This window comes from Parasphingorhabdus sp., from assembly GCF_048269915.1.
Lineage (GTDB): Bacteria > Pseudomonadota > Alphaproteobacteria > Sphingomonadales > Sphingomonadaceae > Parasphingorhabdus.
In genome coordinates, this window is sequence record NZ_JBLWTY010000005.1 from 1 (window position 1) to 19,325 (window position 19,325).

Below are 19,325 nucleotides of genomic sequence, written 5' to 3' on the forward strand. Positions count from 1 at the left end.
CGAGGATATCGCCAAGACGCTGGCGATGTTCGGCGGCTTCACCGAAGGGCTGCAGCTGTTCGCCAGCTTCGCCATGCTGATGAACTTCCCGCGCTTCAACAAGATGAAGGGCATGGGCCAGATCGTCTCCTGGTCGGTCCGCGACGAAAGCCTGCACTGCGAGGGCATCATCAAGATGTTCCACACCTTCGTCGAGGAACGCGACTGCCTGACCAAGTCGGTGCGCGACGACATCATCGACTGCTGCCAGAAGACCGTGCGGCTGGAAGACGCCTTCATCGACCTCGCGTTCAGCGACGGCCCGGTCACCGGCATGACCGCCAAGGAAATCAAGCGCTATATCCGCTACATCGCCGACTGGCGCCTCGGCCAGCTGGGCTTCCAGCCGATCTACATGATCGAGGACCATCCGCTACCCTGGCTCGCGCCATTGCTGAACGGTGTCGAACACGCCAACTTCTTCGAAACCCGCGCCACCGAATATTCAAAAGGCGCGACCAAGGGCGACTGGAACACCGTCTGGAACAGCTTCGACCAGCGCAAGGGCAAGGTCGCGAACGAGGACGAAGCCGTCGCCGATGACGGGCCGGATATGTTTGAAGAGGCGGGGGTTGCTGCGGAGTAGGGGGCATCAGGTCCTGAACCAGAATGGCTGGGGTCTTCGTTCATCGCCGCGATACGCACTATGCCGACAGACCGGACGAGCATTATCAGTTTCCCAAAAACTATTTGTCCCGTGCGTCCCTGTTTAAGGGTGATTGGGCAGTTTACTACGAGCCGGTAAAAGCCGGTGGGCGGGGGTTTTATGCAGTTGCGTTCGTCGAAGATATTGTTCCTGATCCCACGACACCGGATCACTTTCTCGCATTGATTGAACCGGGCAGCTATCTCGATTTTGGTCAGAATGTTCCCCATCGGATCGACGGAAAACTGGTCGAGACAGGCCTACGAAATGCACAGGCTGCCGTTAGACCGTTGATAGCCGAAGATTTTGTGCGAATTATCAATCTCGGTCTGGGCGAAGATCCATCCGTACTTCCGCGAACAGATTTTGCCGACAATTCCACCTTGGCCGAAGAGCGTGCGCCATATTTGTTTGCAAGCGAACAGGACCGCGAGAGAATTCTTACCTCCAGAACGGCGAGAGATGCGAATTTTCGCAAGGCCATCATTCGGGCCTATGACCGACGCTGCGCTTTCACTGGTTTGCAATTTATCAACGGAGGTGGGCGTGCTGAAGTGGAAGCAGCACATATAAAACCTGTATCCGCCAAAGGACCCGACAGCGTAAATAATGGGCTTGCGCTGTGCGGAACGATGCATTGGATGTTTGATCGTGGCTTGCTGTCGTTGGGGGACGATTTTTCGATCATGGTTTCACGACACGTGAATGATATCGGCAGTATTGATCGCCTCTTGTTGCCGACCAGAAAAGCCGTGGCTCCTGATGATCCCAAAATGCGTCCATATCCTCACTTTCTGGAATGGCATCGGGAGAATTGTTTCAAACGCTAGTTGGAATCACCCATTGTCATTCCCGCGCAGGCGGGAATCTCGTCCGAAAAAATGTCGCGAAGCGGCCTTGTTCATTCACTGGATCCCCGCCTGCGCGGGGATGACGATCCTATCTTCAGAATGACGATCTATTCGACGGACGCTCCCAGTTTCACCAAAATTTAAGCATGTTCCCGTAAATTTGGCCGATGCTGACCGCGACCAACATTCTGCTGGCTGTCATCCTGATCAACGGATGGACCTTTCTCCTGTTCGGCTGGGACAAGATTCAGGCGGAAAAATTCCGGTGGCGGGTGTCGGAGGCGACTCTGTTGAAGTTTGCGCTCTTTGGCGGTTTTCTCCGCGCTTATGCCGGCCGGGCTTTGTTTCGCCACAAGACCCGCAAGCAGCCGTTCAACAGCAGATTGCAGAATATCGCGATGATCCAGCTGGTCGGCCTGACCTTTTGCGGCGTCTATTTCTACGAACCGGGCGGTCTGTCCGCACCGGCGCAGGCCGGGAAGGTGCAGGCCTTCGCCCAGCGGCCGCAATCCAGCGCCTATTATCCCAATTGCACCGCCGCCCGCAGCGCCGGCGCCGCGCCGCTCTATCGGGGCGATCCCGGCTACCGGACGCCGCTCGACCGCGACAATGACGGCATCGCCTGCGAGCCCTATCGCGGGCGTTAGTAGCGGCGGCTCACCATCGCCGCATCCGGCCCTTAAACCGCCACAGCAACCGTCGGCTATCCTGCCACAGGATCACCACCAGACAGGCCACGATAACCGCCAGATCCACTACCGAATCGGCAGGGGTATATTGCAAGCCGCCGAGCGCCGCCAGTCCGCCAATCACCGCCCAGACAACAAATAGCTTGCGCCCGCCATCCCAGCCCTTGACCAGCCCGATCCCGGCGGCAAACAGCAGCATCGGCGAAAGCATGATCAGCACCGGGCCGATCGCCGGCAGCAGCAGGAGGGCAGATGCCGACAGCATCGGGGGCAGTGCGGGCAGGGGAAGGGGGAGAAAATTGAGCGCCGCGACGGCGATCGCGCCCCAGCCGATAGTCTCGCGATATTTTTTCATCCGGAAGGAATATCAGGACTGTCGGCATTTGCTATCCCTTGCGGGTATTTCCCGGTTCGGATCTCTGTCCTACAGCCTTCGTTTATGCTAAAAGTCAGATCATGTTAGGGCCTGCTCTCATCCTCGTTGAACCTTCTGATAAAAAACCAAAAATCACGATTTCGGGAGGGGCGGATATTTTTCCTTTTAACACTGTCAAGTTTGTAAAGTTCAGGCCCGGTCCATCATAGAATCTGTGCCCCCATTTTATCCTCGCCGCCGCCCAGGAATTTGTCCCGCTTATCCGGGACTGTTTCATATTCAGGAAAATAGCCTCGAATATGAACCTGAGATAAAATCGCCATTCAGTCTTCGGACAAGACGGCTCCGCTAGAGCTTCAATTGTCGGGCAGTAATTGATTCGGGGTTTGGATAACCCCTTTTGGAGTGAAGATTATGATCAACAAGATTTTGGGAAGTTTGGCGATTTCAACGGCGGCTATTGCAACCATGGCTGTTGCTTCGCCGGCGGAAGCGCGTGGCGGCTATTATAACGGCGGCTATTACGAGCAAGTCCGCGGCAATGGATATCGCGAATATCGGCGCGGAGATTATTATCGTGGTGACCGTTATCAGGATCGCCGCGACTATCGCGACCAGCGCCGCTACCGCGACAATCGTTATTATAGCGATCGGCGCTATCGGGGCTGCGACCGCGGCACCGGCGGCACGATTATCGGCGCGATCGCCGGTGGTCTGCTTGGCAATGAAATCGCTGGCCGCGGTGACAAGACCGAAGGTACGATTATCGGCGGCGCCGTCGGCGCGTTGGCCGGTCGCGCGATCGACGGCAACTGCTGACCTTTTCGGTTCACAAGCAATCTCGTTATCACCCTGCGTCTCCGGACGCAGGGGCTATAATGCCTCCGAGTAGCGTAGCGGAGGACAGGGGGCCGGTGCTGTCAAATAGCGCGGCCCCCGTTTTATCGTTTGGCGAGCATTGCCGGTACCGGTCCGATCCAGTCTGCCAGATCGGCCTCGTCCTTGACAAAATAGGGCTTGCCCTTGCTGTTCAGGTAGAAGCGCTGCATTTCGCTACGGGTGAACGGGCGAGAACCCAGCCGCCCGAAGACGGCCATCTGGCCACCCGTCTCATCCACTGCCCGGTCACGGTCCAGTCCCTTGGACAAGGCTAGGGCCGGTTTGGGTGTTCGGGCAAAGGCGATAAGTTCCGGCTTCGGTGCCGGAGAGAAGCCATAATAGTTTTTCTGGCTATCGGGCGAGGTCAGCTGGATCACTTTCAGGCCATTGCGACCATCGGCAACATAGGCAAACAGGGTAGCATTGGTCGACCCGACAATCACATCTTCCGCATCGTTCATCGTGCCACCGAATGTCTCTTTCCGGTAGACAACAGGCGCTTCCGGCTTGGTGATATTCGCGATCACCAGCCCTTCTTCCTTGGCCGCGATATAGGCATAGGTACGGGCGAGATAGAGGCGCCGGGCGTTGCGGAGCGCTATCGTGCCGGATGGCACGGCCACCGGCATTTCCATATCCGTAACATCAAACAGCTTCACACCTTCGGCATCCGTGACCCAAAGATAGCGGAATTGCAGCGCCGATGCCCGCGCGTCGGTCATTGGGATGGTGATCACGTGACGGGGTTTCAACGGCTTGTCTAGATCGATCAAAGTCAGGCCCGCCCGCGTCGTGATATAGGCATAATGGCCAGCCAGCGTGATATGCTGCGCGCCATCCAGTACGCCGCCTTCATTCCAGGTCAGGCTGCGCTTGAAGAAATTGTTGCGGAATTCGCCATCGGCCAAAGTGTTGATGTCGACCAGGATCAGGCCTTCCTCGCTGTCGGTGACCACTGCATAATTGTAGATGGGGTGGAATGGCTGCTCTTCGTTAATCTCCCGCAATTCCTTGGTGTTGCGGGTTGGCGCAATCGGCTGGTTGGTTGCCAGCGCCATGCAGGTTGCGTTCTTTGTGTCGACATGGGTGTCATGACCCAGCGACGAGAAGGGCGCTTTGACGATACGTTCCGAAAATCCCTTGTTGCCGATCGAGGCAACATCATAGGCGCGGAAACCGCCTTTGCCTTCCGCCACGAACATATATTCGCCGCGCAATTGCAGACAGCGGACGGCATCGCCGGTTCCCTGAATGACATTCTTGAATTCTTCGAGTGCCTTGGTCTCGCCGGACAGGTCCTTGTCCAGTCGCTCGCCGCGGACCCAGTTGATCAGCTCCCGGTCATTGTTCTCGACGTGCATCCGCCAATAGTCGGGATAGGCATATTTCTGGAGATAGGAGCCGATAACCGCCTGTGGCTCGTCCCACTCCGTCACCCGGACCGCTTCAAAGCCCTTTTCCAGACCGACCCAGGCGTGGAGGCCAACGAAGTTCACGAAATTCGTTCCCTGTAACAGCGTTTGCGCCATGATCGCATTATTGTCATTGGCGGCACTGACGTGACAGTCGGAACATTGCTTGCTCTCGGTCTTGCGCACGGTGTGCGGGAAATGCGGTGCGAAAGCTTGCGACGAGAAGCCGATGCCGGAAATCGGCGGCTGCTGCACATAGATGCGTTCGCGGTTGATATTGGTCGAGGATAGAACCAGAGCCGAAGTCGAACGAACCGGGGCGATAATATTGCCCTTGCTGGTCTGGTGGCGGCCGAGCTGGAACATCTGGTCGCGGGCGACCTGCGGGTTATAGGTCGCATAGTTCCGTGTCGTGCCGCCTTCATATTTGTGGCTGTCGGCCTGCCAGTTTGCCTCGATCGGTAAGTGGCAGCCGCCACAGCTGGTTGTCCAGCTCAGATGGCAGGTGAAGCAGACCATATTTTCATCTTTATGCGCCCGATCCTCTTTCAATACACCGCTGCCGAAGGCAAATTGTCCCGTTTCTGCACCGGATTTGGACATGAGTTTCGCCCGCGCGGCCTTGAGATTGAAATCGGGGTGCGACCGGTTGACGCTGTCTTTGACAAGGCTGACCCGCCAGCTGAGATCGGGATCGACAATCGAGCGCTGGATCAGCACCCGGCTGCCGTTGGGATCCTCGAACCATTCAAAACGCCGCTCGCCATTGGGATTGCGGAGCAGACCGAGGTTCTTGCCTTTCGGCCGCGCTGCCAGATTGCTGGTCAGCAGGGTCGGATAGGCGTCGGCCGTGCCATGGCAATCCTTGCAGCTGATTTCGACGGCATTGGCAACTTCGCCGTAGATCAGTCCATTGCCATGGCTGTCCTGGGCAAAGTGGCAGTCCGCACATTGCATGCCGACTTCGGCATGGATGCTCATCATATGGACCGATTTGCCGGGATTGGTGCCCGGTTCGACAAATTGCCCTTCGCCTTTCTTGCGGAATTTTTCCGGATCATCATTGGCGACGATATTGTCGGTATCGGTACTGTAGCTTGCCTGGTTCCCTTCCGCGTCGAGCAAATTGCCGTCGCGGTCACGTTTCAGGATCGCCCGGAAATTCCAGCCGTGACCGTGATAGTCGGCAAATTGTGTATCCTTGGTCTCACTGTTCAGATCATAGACGTTGCGCAGGAAATCAATGTCAGCCCAGAGCCCCTTGGGCGAGGCACCCTCCGGATTGCGGTCGAGAACGGCCCGGACTTCTGCTGCTGTCGGATATTTCTGCTGCTTGTATTTTTTCTCATATTCCGCGTCACTCATGCCTTCCGGCTTGGGCGTCTTGTTGTCAGGCCCCGGCCACATATAGGGTGCATCGGATTCATAATCCCACATGGTGTAGCCAAGATAACTGTTCAGGAAGATATTCGGCTGGTGCATGTGGCAGTTCATGCACTGGGCGGTCGGGATGGCACGGGTGAAAGCATGTTGCAGCGGATGACCTTTCTCCCGCGTTGCAGGGTCTATGTCTTTCGCATGTTCATCGCCATGGCCTTTGCTTTCGCCATGGCCGACATCTTCACCATGTGAATCTGCTTTTGTGTCATGTTCACCACCATGGCCGCCTTTTGCACCATGCGAAGCATCATAGGTACCGTAGCTGCCGAAACGATGTTCGCCCTCTTTCAGATTGCGGATCGTCGGGTCGACGGTCTGGGTCTGGCCGTCGCGGCCATATTTTGCCCAGATCGAGCTGTGCCGCGGTTCGCGGTCATTGGCATAGACAACGTGACAGCCGGCGCAGCCCGACTGGCGATAATCGCCCGGCTGGTCATTGGTTCCCATGAACCACATGAACGGGTCATTGAGCCTGGTCTTGTGAATATTGAGTACTGGGATGGCAACGCGCAGGCCGGTGCCGGGGCCGCGATTGGATTGCTTCAGGTCGGGTCGGCCGGGCTCTTCCAGCCGCTGGATGATGCCGCCGATATTGGGAAGTCCGATTTCCGGGAACTGGGTGTTGATATTGCGCCCGCCACGCTCGAACACGCGGAAAATATCTCCCGGCGGAACCGTATGCCAGGTTGGCAGAGGATAAAGAATCGGCAGCGCGCCACGCTTCTTCTCGGCATCGGTCACCGTGCCGTGCGGATTACCCGGCGACTTGATCGTCGCGGGTTCGCCCGTGCGGGTGTAAGCCTCGCCGAAAACATAATTTTTGAACGGGACAATACCGTTATTATAGGCACCCCCGCCCCAGAGCATCGCGCCGGTGGCCATCAGCGACCGCTCGGACGCTTCAATGATTTCCATATGGCAGGCACCGCAGGATTCGCGCGCCACCCGATAGTCTGACGGATTGACAAACCGTACAAATTCCGGGGATTCCTTATTGAGCAACGAATAGCTGCGCTTGGGATTGGCGGAGGATGGCCAGTGCCAGCTTTCCGGATATTTGGGCAGGACATGGGCTTTTGTCAGCGCATCCATATAGGCGAGACTGTTCTTGCCCCAGCTATTGTCGCCGACCACGCTGGCATCGCCGCCATGACAATCAACACAGCCGAGAACCACGGCAGGGGTCTCGTGCATGGTCTTCTGGTCGCTGTCGGTATGACAGGTCTGGCAGCCGCTGCTCTTGACCTGCGCTTCGTCCCAGGTCTGGTTTTGCGGGGCAGGGGGCGTGAAACTATAATCGACCTTTTGCGGCATTTCCTTGCCTGCCGCCAGCAACAACGAGGCCGGAGTGACGGTCAGGGCCAAGGCGCCCAGTCCCGCGAGGATCAATTTGCTATTGCCGGTCATGAGGTTCCGCCAGCGCATCAGAAAGCCAGTATCGCGTTGAGCAGGATCGAATAGTGGAAGTCGCGTTTATCGGTCTGGTCGAACAAATCCTTGAATCCTTTTCCGGGTATCAAAGCAGCGCCCGAGAGGCGGAATACCATATTCTGCGTGGCTTTCGGGCGGTAGATGGCAGCCAGCGACAGATCCCAGCCGATGTCCTTCGGAATCGACCCTTCGACGCGCAAGGCTTCCAGGCTTTCTGTCTTGTGGAACCAGAGATGATTGGCATTGCCGGAAAGCCTGAAATCGGGAGTCAGGTCGGCATCGACGCCAACGCCGGTCAATATCGTGCCGGGATTGTTGAAATTGCTCTGACCCTGCTCCTTGGAGGAACGCAGCGAATTGAGGATACCATTGCGGCCGTTGATCGAGATCACCCGGCCGCCGCCGGCGAACGGGATGGTCTGGCGGATCCAGTAGCTGGTGTCGGCTCCGGCGAAAATCGGATTTTCGAAGATCGCATCAAAACCGGCTTCGGTATTATTATAGGGATTGCCGTCACCGCTGGCGAACAGGCCGGAGGCGCGGAAGCGCAGGAAGTCGACGTCATAGCTGGCTTCCAGCGCACCGAAATAGGCTTCGATTTTCGCCGGTTCGCTGGTGAAGAAGCTGTTGCGATCCTCGCCAAAGGCGCCGTAAACCTGCCCGGTGAGGTTGATCCGTCCGATCCGGCCGTCAAAGGCATAGCCGGGATAAACGACATCATAGGCGCGGCCCCTGAGGTCGCCAAGCAGCGCCGGACGTACCGGAAATCCATTATCGTCAATTTCGACATCGGACTTTTCGCGGTTCATATTATAGGTGACGCTGAACTGACTGGTCAGGCCGACAAAGGGCAAATCCTGCCGGTATAGATTGGCGAAGAAAATATAGCTTTCGCGCGGGGTCTGGGTGATATCGTTGAGGCCGGAATTGGTGTCTTTTTCCAGCTGGACGAAGGCGCCGAGATTATATTGCACTCGGTTATTGTCACGGGTGCCGAACAGGCGGAAGCCGAGCTGATTGTCCTGGAACAGGAAGCCGCGGAAATCTGCCTGCATCGGCTGGATACCGATGCGGAAACTGTCAAAGTCATAGCGCGCCGAAGTGTTGCGGATATGATAGTCGAAAAACGCTTCCTGCACGCCGACAAACCAGTCGGTGCGGTGCGACGGTTTCGACGGCTCGACGAACAGGACCCGGCGTTCCGGCACGTTCACATGATTGACCTGCGTGGCCAGCGTCAGCCGATATTCCACATCGGGCGGTTTGTAGGCGGTGGAGCCCTTGATCAGGGCAAAACCGGTGATGAACGTCTGGGCATAGACTTCCGAACCGGAGCGTCCGAAGACGTCGATACTGTTCGGACGCTCGGTGGTCTGTACGCCGACGGGGATGGGAAAACTGCGGGGTTCGACGACCGTATCGGAAATCACATTGGCGACGAAGAACCAGTCATCGCCTTTCAGAAAACCGGGTCTCTTGTCGGCCGGGATCGGCTTGTCGCCCTTGAGAACATTCTGGTTATAGGGATTGAGCGTGCTGTGGCAGTTGTTCCGCAGCGCTCCGAACAAGGTATAGATCGCCTCATCGCCGCCCTTGGCGGGGCAGAGGCTCTGCATGATCCGCCAGCGGTCGGGGACCGGGAATTCGTCGGTCGGGAAGGCTTCCGGCGGTGGTGCGTTGACGGCACCGGGATTATTCTGGGTCACTGGATCGGGCAGCGTTTTCTGAACACCCGGTCGGCGGCGACCGTCGATCAGGGCGTCATCGGCTGTCAGGCTATCAACGTCCATTTCCAGTTGATCTGGTGTTTCGGATTGCTCCGGATTGGAAGAATTGGAAGCATCTTTTGGGGTAGAAGGGGCAGCTGCAGCTTTTTCGTCCTTTTCTGCCTCTTCTTCGTCCAAATCTGGTCCACCCATGCCCGTTTGTGGACCAAAATCGACAGATTTTGTACGAATCCAGTCAAATTTTTCCCCCGCCAGCAAAGCCGTCAAAGACGCTTCCATATCCTCGACCGAGGCGCGTTGAGACTCCATCTGCTCGGCTTGGCCCGACATCACCGCCAGGATCGGTACAAAGGAGGCTGAGAGTCCCGCCATCAGTCCTACAGCCCCTCGCAGACATTTTGTTCGTTGCTGTCGAGGAACGGCGCGAAGGGGCAGTTCACGTAGCGCAACCGGACATTGGCATTGCCCAGATCGACAACGATATTGTCGGCGCGAATTGCCTTTGGCGCGTGGCCGATGCTGCCGACGCGCTGGCCGGCGTTATACAGCCCGAGGAAGCTGGCCATATCGTCCTGATCAATGCCATCGCCGGAAACGCCGATACCACCGATGAGCTTGTCACCGCGATAGATCGGGACGCTGCCGGGAAAAATCTGGATTCCGTTGGAGAGACGGACCTGTCCGCCGGTTCCGCCTATGGCCGGCAATTGCGTGCAGCGCTGGTCCGTGTCGGCGCTGGCCCCGTTGGACCGGACAAAGGCCACATGCTGCACGATGTTGGGAAAGACCAGATCAAGCTGCAGGCCGACCGCGAACGGGCTGAACCGGGAGGACTGTTCGATCGACAGCGGTCCGGGCGGGCGCCCGATTTCGCCATCCGGAAAATAAGGCCGGGACAGATTGCCTCCCGAACGATCGGCGAAAGCGACGGTCCCGGTCAGGGCATTGGGATCGCCAAGAAAATTGCGCACCCGCTGCACATGGGCCGGCACATTGGCGAAGGGAGCGAAGACCGGTGTTGCGAGCAATTGCTGGCCCGCGACCGTATTCGAGAAAAAGGCCGCTGTTCTCGCCTTTTGCAGCGACACGTCGGTGCCGAAAATCGGACCGTCAGGTGTCCGCACGATGCCCAATATCTGGCCATGGGTATCGACGACGCTGACGGTGGCCTGCATTCGGCTGTCCAGCGGCTGGCGGATCTGCGCTCTGGCACGGCTGACCACAAGGAATGCTTCTTCCAATATCGCACGCACTTCGCTTGCGGTTAGCGGAGCGGTCACCGCCGCCGCATCGGTGCCGCCGCGGATCGGATAGCGATTGGCGCCGGTTCCGTCGGTCAGCACGAAGGCATCGCTATTTTTGAATTCGGTCGCCTTCGAGGCCCGGATGCCGGATGCTTCCGTTCCATAAGCGGTGCCGGCGACGATCGGGCCATTGGTATAGCCCTTGACGGCGATCAGCTGGCCGATGGCGATATTGTTTATGGCGGCAAAATTATTCTGCAGCGGCGACAGGTCGGAGACAACCATATCGCTGAAGCGCAAGGATGTGCCATCAACGGATATCCGGTTGGCAGTAATCGACGCGGGCGGCGCAAAGCCCTGCGTTCCGGCAAGGGCGATGGCTTCCTCGTCATCAACATCGACATCCAGAATATTGGGGTCGAAGCCATAGTCACCGTCGCCCATGACACCGATGCCGCCAACGACGACGCCGTCCTTATAGAGCGGCAGTCCGCCGGGATCGGCGGCCAGGCCAAGCGGCGATCTTTTCGGGCCGATCAGCGCTCCGGTTCCGCCCATGGAACTGAAACGCTGCGACAGGTCCGAACAGGGAAGCTGGCTGAACTGTACGCCGAAAAGGGGTCCGCTTTCGAGACCGACGGTGGTCGGTGCTGGCGGAAAATGTTCCTGGGCGATCTGGCTGGCGGTTCGCGAAGAAAAGGCGTTGCCGCTGCTTGACAGATAGGCTCCGGTTACCGCCTTGGCTATCGCCGCCGCCGCAGCCGGGACTTGCTGGCCCTGCAGCCCGACAAGATCTGCCGGACCGGCGAGGCCGCCAATCTGCCTGTTGCTGATCGTGATCTCGGTCGAGCCGTTGTTCGAACCGTTCATGTCATATACGGCCAGCACATTACCAACGCGGTCGACCACGGCGATTACCGACGGCAGGTTGCGGGCCTGAGCCTCACCAACGGCCTGGGCGATGATTGTTTGTACATCGGTTACCGTCAGTGACCTTTGTGCCGGTGGCGTGAACAGGCCGCCGGTTCCGGTTGGCGGCGGTGTCGGGGCCGGTGTTGGAGCGGGCGATGGCGATGGTGTGCCGCCAAAATCATTGCTGTCACCACCGCCGCCACATGAGGTCAGCAGCAGTGCTGCAGCAGAAATGGCGGAGGTGAAAAAGGGTTTGCGCATCACCAAATCCCTTATCTGAGCGACCGGATCGTGCGGACGGCGCTGCCCAGCGCGCGGCGAAATTTCAGCGGCTCGTAACCATTGGGTTCGGCGACGGCAGCATAAGCAACATTGATCTGGCCGCGGAGGCTGGCGGCTGCGGATTCGCTGACCTGACCGCTATTGACCAGTCCGTTGAGCAATGTGTCGATCGCCATGACCGCCTGTACGCTGCCTTCATAATCGGTGAAGCGCGGCGAGATTGCCTGACCGGCGATGGTTTCCATGATCTGGAACGTCTGATCGCGGCCAAAGCTGGCGCGGGAGAAACGGTCCGCAAGCTTGGTAGCATATTGCCGCAAACGGGCGGCTTCCTCAACCGCAGGACCGCGGCCTTGCGCCATGGCGGCATGAAATGCCTTCGACCGGCCGTCGAATTCGCCCGCAATGTCCGGCGCTGCCACTTTGATAGCCGCGCTGAGCATGATCATATTCTCGTCATTATAAGGCGGCATGCCTTCAGGGATCGAACGTCCGGGATTGGCGACGGACGTCGGACGGGCGGACGCGTCGTCATAGATCCGGCGATGGCAGCTATGACAATCGTAAAAATAAAATTCCGGGAATATGCCTTCTGTGGCAAGGGCCGGTTTGGTGAACAGATTTAACGAACGTTCCAGCGCCATGGCTTGACCCACAGCCCAGAACTGGACGCTGTTGGTGCGACCTTTGCGGCGGATATAGTCGACGTCCTCGTCATGATGTTGCTGCAGGGTCGAGAACAGGTCCATCTCGAAGGAGATGCGCGGATGACCGGCGGCCATGATCCGGTGATCGACAAATTGACCCTTTTTGGCGCTGCCGAAATGACAGTCGAGGCAGACGCTGGCCCGCGCCTTGGGATTGTCGAGTGGCACCAGCCCCTGCGACACATTGCGCGCGTGGTTCGCACCCACGGCGTAATGGCTCGCAAGCCAGGCCGAGGATGGGCCATGGCATGATTCGCAGCCGACGCCATCATTGCGCTGGAATCGCGGACCTTTGCGGGCGGCTGCGGTGCTGTGGCAACCCAGGCATTCCGGTGCTGATGCCGCATCCTTCAGGCCGAGACGCTTGGCAATCGCGATGCTGCGCGGTTCGCGTAAGACGCGGAAAGCGCGGCTATGGGCTCCGCCGGGCGTGGATTCTTCCTGCCAGCGCATGATTTCGTCCTGCCGGACAATCTTGCCATCGGCTTCCTGTCTGCCGTGGCAGGTCGTGCCACCGCAAGTCGCCACACCCAGATAGGTGCCGTCGGTCAAATCCGTGGCGGCCTCGACCGGTGTCGGGTTTACCATGGACGAGAGGAACAGCGCTGTCCCGGCAAGCGCCGAGCAGAACAGGCTGGCGGCCAGCGCTGGCCAGCCTGGTACCCACGAAAATTGTTTCCTCGTTTGCATCGTTGCCCATTCCGGTTCGAAACCGGTCCCCTCATTCAGCACGACGCGACCCTTTGCCGTTTCCCCGAACGACCATGACACTTATCCCCCAGTTTCAGCCCAATGCAACCGAAAATCGACCAATTTCTGTTATTTTCTAGTCATTTGATACGCGATACATGTGCAGTTTGTCACATATTGTCGCCAAATCGCGACGGAATTGAGCGAGTTCTCAACCGGGTTTGCGGCGGATCACCAAATTGCGGATTTCTGTCATGTCCTCCATTGCAAATCTTATGCCCTCGCGGCCAAGACCGCTATCCTTGACGCCGCCATATGGCATATTGTCGACGCGGTAGGACGGCACGTCGTTAATCACTACGCCGCCAACATCAAGATGATCCCATGCATCAAGCGACTTGAACAGGTCGCGGGTGAAAATGCCGGCCTGCAAACCGAACTTGCTGTCGTTCACCTCGTTCAGCGCCGCACCGAAATCGCTGAATTTGGAGAGCAGGGCGAGCGGACCAAATGCCTCTTCGCGATAGGCGTCCGCATTGGTGTCGACATTTTCGAGCAGCGTGGCTTCGAGCATATTGCCGGTCCGGTTGCCGCCACACAGCAGCTTCGCACCACCGGCCACGGCGCTTTCGATCCAGCCGTGCAGCCGGCTGGCTTCGCCTTCGGAAATCATCGGACCGATGAATGTGTCGCGATCCTTCGGATCGCCAGAGACCAGCGTCTTGGTCTTGGCAACCAGCATGTCCTTGAACTTGTCGTAGACGCTTTCATGAATAATGATGCGCTGTACACCGATGCAGCTTTGGCCGGATTGATAAAATGCGCCAAAGACAATCCGTTCGAGCGCATCATCGAGATCGGCGTCATGGTCGACGATCACTGCGGCATTGCCACCCAGTTCGAGAACCACTTTCTTCTTTCCGGCCTTGGCCTTCAAGTCCCAGCCAACACCCGGCGAGCCGGTAAACGACAGGAGTTTCAGACGCTCGTCGACGGTGAATAAATCGGCGCCATCCCGACTTGCGGGCAAAATCGAGAAGGCGCCTTTTGGCAGATTGGTCTCTGCCAATATCTCGCCCATGATGATCGCGCCCAGCGGTGTCTTGCTGGCCGGTTTCATCACGAACGGACAACCCACTGCAATCGCTGGCGCAATTTTATGCGCTGCGAGATTGAGCGGGAAATTGAAGGGAGAAATGAAACTGCACGGTCCTATCGGGACGCGTTTCCACATCCCCATATAGCCTTTGGCGCGTGCTGAAATGTCCAGCGGCTGGACTTCACCGTAATTGCGCACGGATTCTTCCGCGGCGATGCGGAACGTATCGATCAGGCGTCCGACTTCGCCTTCCGCATCCTTGATCGGCTTGCCCGCCTCCACGCATAGCGAATAGGCCAGCTCGTCGAACCGCTCCTTGAACCGGTCAACGCAATGTTGCAGCAAATTCTGCCGTTCGAAGCTCGCCATCGCGGCCATTGGCTCGGCAGCGGTCACCGCACCGGCGATTGCTTGTTCGATAATATCGGGTGTGGCTACGGCCGTGCGGAAAGCGACTTCATTCGTGAATTTGTCAGTCACTTCCAAATCTGTATTCGGCTGCACCGCTTCATTGTTGAGATAAAGCGGATAGACGTCTTTTAACTTGGTCATATGGGTCTCGATCAAACCTTTGCGCTGAGTTCCTTGATTTCGTGATTCAAGATACGATCATTATCGGAATAGTCGACCGGGCAATCGATCAGATGAACGCCTTCGGTGCCGAGACAATGGTCGATCGTTTCCTGCAGGTTCTTGGCGCTGCTGATCCGGTAGCCATTAGCACCATAAGCCTCGGCATATTTGACAAAGTCGGGATTGCCATAGGTCAGGCCCCAGTCCTTGAAGCCCATGTTCGCCTGCTTCCAGCGGATCATGCCATAGCTGTTGTCGTTGAGAACCAGCACGGTGATGTTGAGTTTCAGCCGGACGGCGGTTTCCATTTCCTGGCTGTTCATCATGAAGCCGCCGTCGCCGCAAATCGCCATCACCTTGCGGTCGGGATAGACCATCGCCGACGCCATGGCCGAGGGCAGGCCGGCCCCCATTGTCGCCAGCGCATTGTCAAGCAGGACGGTATTCGCCTGACGGGCTTTATAATTGCGGGCAAACCAGATTTTGTAGACACCGTTGTCGAGGCAGATGATGCCATCGGCCGGCATTGCCTCGCGTACCACCTTCACCAGATGGGGAGGGTAGATCGGGCAGCGCATGTCGTCGTCCATCGAATCGGTATGCTCTTCCTCGGCCCGGCGCGCCTTGTACATCGCGTCGAAATTCCAGCTGCCGGAAGGAACAATATCTTCCTTCATTTGCCAGATCGCATTGCCGATATCGCCGATCACCTCGATCTGCGGGAAATAGACCGGATCGACCTCGGCGCTGTTCATCGACACGTGTATCACTTCCGTGCTGCCGGGTGCCATGAAGAAAGGCGGCTTTTCGATCACGTCATGGCCGACGTTGATGATCAGATCCGCGGCCTCGATCGCCCGATGCACGAAGTCATTGGCGGACAATGCCGCGCAGCCCATGAACTCCTTGTGGGTTTCATCGACCACGCCCTTGCCAAGCTGGGTGGTGACAAAGGGAATGCCGGTCTTCTCGATAAATTGCGTGAGCATGCGGCCGGTGGTCGTCCGGTTGGCACCGCCACCGACGACAAGGATCGGAGATTTGGCATTTTCGATTTTCTGGGTTGCGGCGCGCACGGCTTTCGCTTCGGCAACCGGTCGCCGGGTCAGGCTCGGCGTAATCGGAGTGGAGTCTGTTTCCTCGTCGGCGATATCTTCCGGAAACTCGATATGGGTGGCACCGGGTTTTTCTTCTTCGGCCAGGCGGATTGCCTCGCGCACGCGGCTCGGGATATTGTCGGCCGAGGCCAGCTGATGGGTGAATTTTGTGATCGGTCCCATCATGTCGACCACGTCGAGAATCTGGAAACGGCCCTGTTTGGATTTCTTGATCGGTTTCTGGCCGGTGACCATAAGGATCGGCATGCCGCCCAATTGGGCATAGGCCGCCGCGGTCACCAAATTGGTCGCTCCGGGTCCCAATGTTGCCATGCAGACGCCGGTCTTGCCGGTATGCCTGCCATAGGTCGCGGCCATGAAGCCGGCACCTTGTTCGTGACGGGTCAAAATAAGTTTGATTTTCTTGGAGCGCGACAGGCTGTCGAGCATATCGAGATTTTCTTCGCCGGGGACGCCGAACAGATATTCAACGCCTTCATTCTCGAGACATTCTACGAACAGATCGGATGCTTTGGTCATGTGGGTCCTTCCCGGATCGTAATGATCAGTGGTTGTACGAACGAATGGCAACGACCCAGATGACTCTCATCCCCCTCAAGAAGGAGACTCACCTTACCCCTATGTTCTTGGTTGATAAGTTAAAATAGGCGGTGAGTCACCCCCCTCAATATCCACGATCAAAGTCCGCCACGGCGATCATCTCGCTGCCATCCAGGTAGCGTTTCAGGTTTTTGACAAAGCGGGCAGCGGCGCGCTGAAACATGCGTGTTTGGGCTTGTCCGGACAGATGCATGGTGATCATGCAATTGGGTGTGTCCCAGAGTGGGTGGTCGGCTGGCAGCGGTTCGGGATCGGTGACGTCGAGCGCCGCACCGCCGATCGCCTTGTTGTTGAGCGCTGCAAGCAATGCATCCTGGTCGACCAATGTGCCGCGCGCGACATTGACCAGCCAGGCGGAGGATTTCATCGCGGCAAACTCGTCCGCACCAAACATATGTTTGGTGTCGCTGGTGGCGGGGGCGGAAACGAAGACCCAGTCAAATTCGCCGAGCCGGTCGCGCCAGTCGTCCAGCCCGATGACATTGGGCTCGCCGGTCGCGGTGCGCCGGACAGCGGTCACGTCGACGTCAAAGCCGGACAGCTTTTTGGCGATCTGCTGGCCGATGCCGCCATAGCCGATGATCAGCGCCTTGCTGTCGTCAATTTCTGCTGTGCCGGGCGGTGTTTCGAGCCAGTTGTGCTGGCGCTGGTTGTCGAGGATGACATCGCTGCGCTTGGCGGCGGCCAGCATCATCATCACCGCAAATTCGGCGATGGGAGCGCTGTTCAGGCCAGCGCCGTTGGTCAGGATCGTGCCCTGCGCCTTGAGCTGCTCGAGCGGAAAATGTTCCACTCCGGCATAGATGCTGTTGAGCCATTTCAGGCTGGTCGCCGCGCCGATGATCTCGGCCATCTTTTCCTTGTCATACATGTCGAACCAGCCGATCTCGGCATACGGCGCAACTTCCATCGCTTCCTCGGTGCTGGTGAACCATGTGACATCCAAATCGCCGCAATGCGGTTCGACCAATGGACGGACGAGAGATGCCATGGCGGCTTTGGGTTTCGTGGTCATGATATTCGGTCTCCTAAAATCTGTTTTCGCGAGGGCCGGAATCTGGCGTTCCGATGCGTCCGCGCTTATGGGATCCTACGTCTGTACGAAGGTTCCCCAGGGAAAAATCTAAATCTCTATCGCCCAGTCCCAGCGCAGCGGGTCGCCGTCCATCAGTTCCACGCCTTTCGCGGTCAGTTCATCACGGATCGTGTCGGCGGTTGCGAAATCCTTTTCCGCTTTGGCTTGTTGACGCTGATCGAGCTTGGCTTCGATTGCAGCTTCATCAATTTCTGCACCTGCCGGACGCACCCGCAGTTCCTTGCGCGTCAGGGTGGCCATCTGGAGGCCCAGAACCGAGTCCATCTCCGACAGCAGCGAGAGCCTTTGTCCGGCCGGCAGCTTCTTGAGCGAAAGCAGTTCTTCGAGCAGCGGCAGGCATTTCGAACTGTTCAGATCCTCGCTGAGGGCGGCATCGAACTTGTCCCGCAATTGCACGAGGGCCGGATGTTCTATCGTCGCTGTCTGTCCATCCGCTTTCTCCCGCAGCCGTTCGACGCCCATCACGATCCGCTTCAGCCGAGTCAGCGCCGCGACCAGATTGTCCCAGCTAAATTCCAGCTCGCTGCGATAATGGGCCTGCAGGCACATCAGGCGGTAGGCGAGGGGGTGGAAGCCCTTGTCGATCAGCAACTGCACTCGCAAAAATTCGCCAGACGATTTGGACATTTTGCCGGTCCGGTCGATCAGGAAATTATTGTGCATCCAGATTTTTGCGCCCGAGTGATCGGAGCAGCTATGCGCCTGATTCTGCGCGATCTCGTTGGGATGGTGAATCTCGCGATGGTCAATGCCGCCGGTGTGGATGTCGAACGGGAGACCGAGCAAGGCCTCCGACATGACCGAACATTCCAGGTGCCAGCCCGGCGCGCCCTTGCCCCAGGGGCTGTCCCATTCCATCTGCCGCTTCTCGCCCGGCGGTGTCTTGCGCCAGATCGCGAAATCGGCGGCGTTGCGCTTGCCCTCTACCGTCTCGATCCGGCCCTCGCCATCGTCGGTTGATGCGCGGGCGAGGGTGCCGTAATTTGCCACGGTAGAGACATCGAAATAGAGGCCACTGTCCAGCTCGTAGCAATGTTTCTCGGCGATGCCTTTGGCATATTCGATCATCGCCGGCACATAGTCGGTGGCAATCGACCAGTGTGCCGGTTGCCGGATATTGAGCGCCTTGATATCTTGCCAATAAGCCTCGGTATAATGTTTTGCGATATCCCAGATTGACTGGGCTTTCTCAGCCGCCATTTTTTCGAGCTTGTCTTCACCAGCGTCGGCATCGTCGGTCAGATGTCCGACATCGGTGATGTTGATGACATGGGTGAGCTTGTAGCCCTTCCAGCTCAGCGTCCGCCCGAGAAGATCCGCGAACACATAGGCCCGCATATTGCCGATATGCGGGTAATTATAGACCGTCGGGCCGCAGGTATAGACGCGTGCTTCGCCTTCATGGACGGGCACAAACTCTTCCATCTGGCGGGTCAGGCTGTTGAACAGTTTCAGCGGATGTGCGGCAGTGTCAGTCATCGTCCATCGCCTAATGGCTTTCCGCGCAAAAGGTC

13 protein-coding genes are annotated in these 19,325 nt (G+C 57.9%); 4 read left to right on the forward strand and 9 right to left on the reverse strand.

Features of this window, described 5'->3' with window-relative positions; genetic code table 11:
* The 3 genes from ACN0WX_RS12185 to ACN0WX_RS12195 all read left to right on the forward strand — a co-directional run.
* On the forward strand, positions 1-625 hold a 625-nt coding region (locus ACN0WX_RS12185), incomplete at its 5' end, for a ribonucleotide-diphosphate reductase subunit beta (protein ID WP_417622607.1).
* 23 nt (positions 626-648) lie between these two features.
* Positions 649-1,515 carry an HNH endonuclease gene (locus tag ACN0WX_RS12190; protein WP_417622608.1) on the forward strand — a complete coding sequence of 289 codons (867 nt, stop codon included), beginning with the start codon at positions 649-651 and terminating at the stop codon, positions 1,513-1,515.
* Between the two features lie 188 nt (positions 1,516-1,703).
* Entirely contained in the window at positions 1,704-2,183 is a 480-nt protein-coding gene (locus ACN0WX_RS12195) for a DUF1294 domain-containing protein (protein WP_417622609.1), read from the forward strand.
* Between the two features lie 10 nt (positions 2,184-2,193).
* Here ACN0WX_RS12195 and ACN0WX_RS12200 read toward each other — a convergent pair whose 3' ends face one another.
* On the reverse strand, positions 2,194-2,580 hold the full coding sequence (locus ACN0WX_RS12200; RefSeq protein ID WP_417622610.1) for a hypothetical protein: 387 nt from the start codon (positions 2,578-2,580) through the stop codon (positions 2,194-2,196).
* 435 nt (positions 2,581-3,015) lie between these two features.
* Between ACN0WX_RS12200 and ACN0WX_RS12205 the strand changes: the two genes are divergently transcribed.
* Entirely contained in the window at positions 3,016-3,420 is a 405-nt protein-coding gene (locus tag ACN0WX_RS12205) for a glycine zipper 2TM domain-containing protein (RefSeq protein WP_417622611.1), read from the forward strand.
* A 122-nt stretch (positions 3,421-3,542) separates the two neighbouring features.
* On the opposite strand, the gene ACN0WX_RS12210 is transcribed toward ACN0WX_RS12205, so the two are convergent.
* The 8 genes from ACN0WX_RS12210 to cysS form a co-directional block, all read right to left on the reverse strand.
* Entirely contained in the window at positions 3,543-7,739 is a 4,197-nt protein-coding gene (locus tag ACN0WX_RS12210; protein ID WP_417622612.1) for a hypothetical protein, read from the reverse strand.
* Positions 7,740-7,756: 17 nt separating this feature from the next.
* Positions 7,757-9,553 (reverse strand): hypothetical protein, encoded by a 1,797-nt coding sequence (locus ACN0WX_RS12215; protein WP_417622719.1) that lies wholly within the window; start codon positions 9,551-9,553, stop codon positions 7,757-7,759.
* Positions 9,554-9,867: 314 nt separating this feature from the next.
* Positions 9,868-11,907: a heme-binding protein gene (locus tag ACN0WX_RS12220; RefSeq protein WP_417622613.1), complete on the reverse strand. Its 2,040-nt coding sequence runs from the start codon at positions 11,905-11,907 to the stop codon at positions 9,868-9,870.
* Positions 11,908-11,918: 11 nt separating this feature from the next.
* Positions 11,919-13,223 carry a multiheme c-type cytochrome gene (locus ACN0WX_RS12225; RefSeq protein ID WP_417622720.1) on the reverse strand — a complete coding sequence of 435 codons (1,305 nt, stop codon included), beginning with the start codon at positions 13,221-13,223 and terminating at the stop codon, positions 11,919-11,921.
* 313 nt (positions 13,224-13,536) lie between these two features.
* The gene (locus tag ACN0WX_RS12230; protein ID WP_417622614.1) at positions 13,537-14,976 is read right to left on the reverse strand and encodes an aldehyde dehydrogenase family protein; all 1,440 of its coding nucleotides are present in this window, start codon (positions 14,974-14,976) and stop codon (positions 13,537-13,539) included.
* Positions 14,977-14,987: 11 nt separating this feature from the next.
* Positions 14,988-16,634, reverse strand: coding sequence for an acetolactate synthase large subunit (locus ACN0WX_RS12235; protein WP_417622615.1), 1,647 nt, complete (start codon positions 16,632-16,634; stop codon positions 14,988-14,990).
* 145 nt (positions 16,635-16,779) lie between these two features.
* A complete protein-coding gene (locus tag ACN0WX_RS12240; protein WP_417622616.1) occupies positions 16,780-17,730 on the reverse strand; it encodes a D-2-hydroxyacid dehydrogenase in 951 nt (316 codons plus the stop codon).
* Positions 17,731-17,838: 108 nt separating this feature from the next.
* Complete coding sequence (gene cysS / locus ACN0WX_RS12245; RefSeq protein WP_417622617.1) at positions 17,839-19,290, reverse strand: cysteine--tRNA ligase; 1,452 nt, start codon at positions 19,288-19,290, stop codon at positions 17,839-17,841.
* Between the last annotated feature and the right edge of the window lie 35 nt (positions 19,291-19,325).

Excerpts from the sequence above, each read along its gene's own strand:
- ACN0WX_RS12190 (WP_417622608.1), top strand. The coding sequence starts at position 649 with ATGGCTGGGGTCTTCGTTCATCGCCGCGATACGCACTATGCCGACAGA.
- ACN0WX_RS12195 (WP_417622609.1), top strand. The coding sequence starts at position 1,704 with ATGCTGACCGCGACCAACATTCTGCTGGCTGTCATCCTGATCAACGGA.
- ACN0WX_RS12200 (WP_417622610.1), bottom strand. The coding sequence starts at position 2,580 with ATGAAAAAATATCGCGAGACTATCGGCTGGGGCGCGATCGCCGTCGCG.
- ACN0WX_RS12205 (WP_417622611.1), top strand. The coding sequence starts at position 3,016 with ATGATCAACAAGATTTTGGGAAGTTTGGCGATTTCAACGGCGGCTATT.
- ACN0WX_RS12210 (WP_417622612.1), bottom strand. The coding sequence starts at position 7,739 with ATGACCGGCAATAGCAAATTGATCCTCGCGGGACTGGGCGCCTTGGCC.
- ACN0WX_RS12215 (WP_417622719.1), bottom strand. The coding sequence starts at position 9,553 with ATGGACGTTGATAGCCTGACAGCCGATGACGCCCTGATCGACGGTCGC.
- ACN0WX_RS12220 (WP_417622613.1), bottom strand. The coding sequence starts at position 11,907 with ATGCGCAAACCCTTTTTCACCTCCGCCATTTCTGCTGCAGCACTGCTG.
- ACN0WX_RS12225 (WP_417622720.1), bottom strand. The coding sequence starts at position 13,223 with ATGGTAAACCCGACACCGGTCGAGGCCGCCACGGATTTGACCGACGGC.
- ACN0WX_RS12230 (WP_417622614.1), bottom strand. The coding sequence starts at position 14,976 with ATGACCAAGTTAAAAGACGTCTATCCGCTTTATCTCAACAATGAAGCG.
- ACN0WX_RS12235 (WP_417622615.1), bottom strand. The coding sequence starts at position 16,634 with ATGACCAAAGCATCCGATCTGTTCGTAGAATGTCTCGAGAATGAAGGC.
- ACN0WX_RS12240 (WP_417622616.1), bottom strand. The coding sequence starts at position 17,730 with ATGACCACGAAACCCAAAGCCGCCATGGCATCTCTCGTCCGTCCATTG.
- cysS (WP_417622617.1), bottom strand. The coding sequence starts at position 19,290 with ATGACTGACACTGCCGCACATCCGCTGAAACTGTTCAACAGCCTGACC.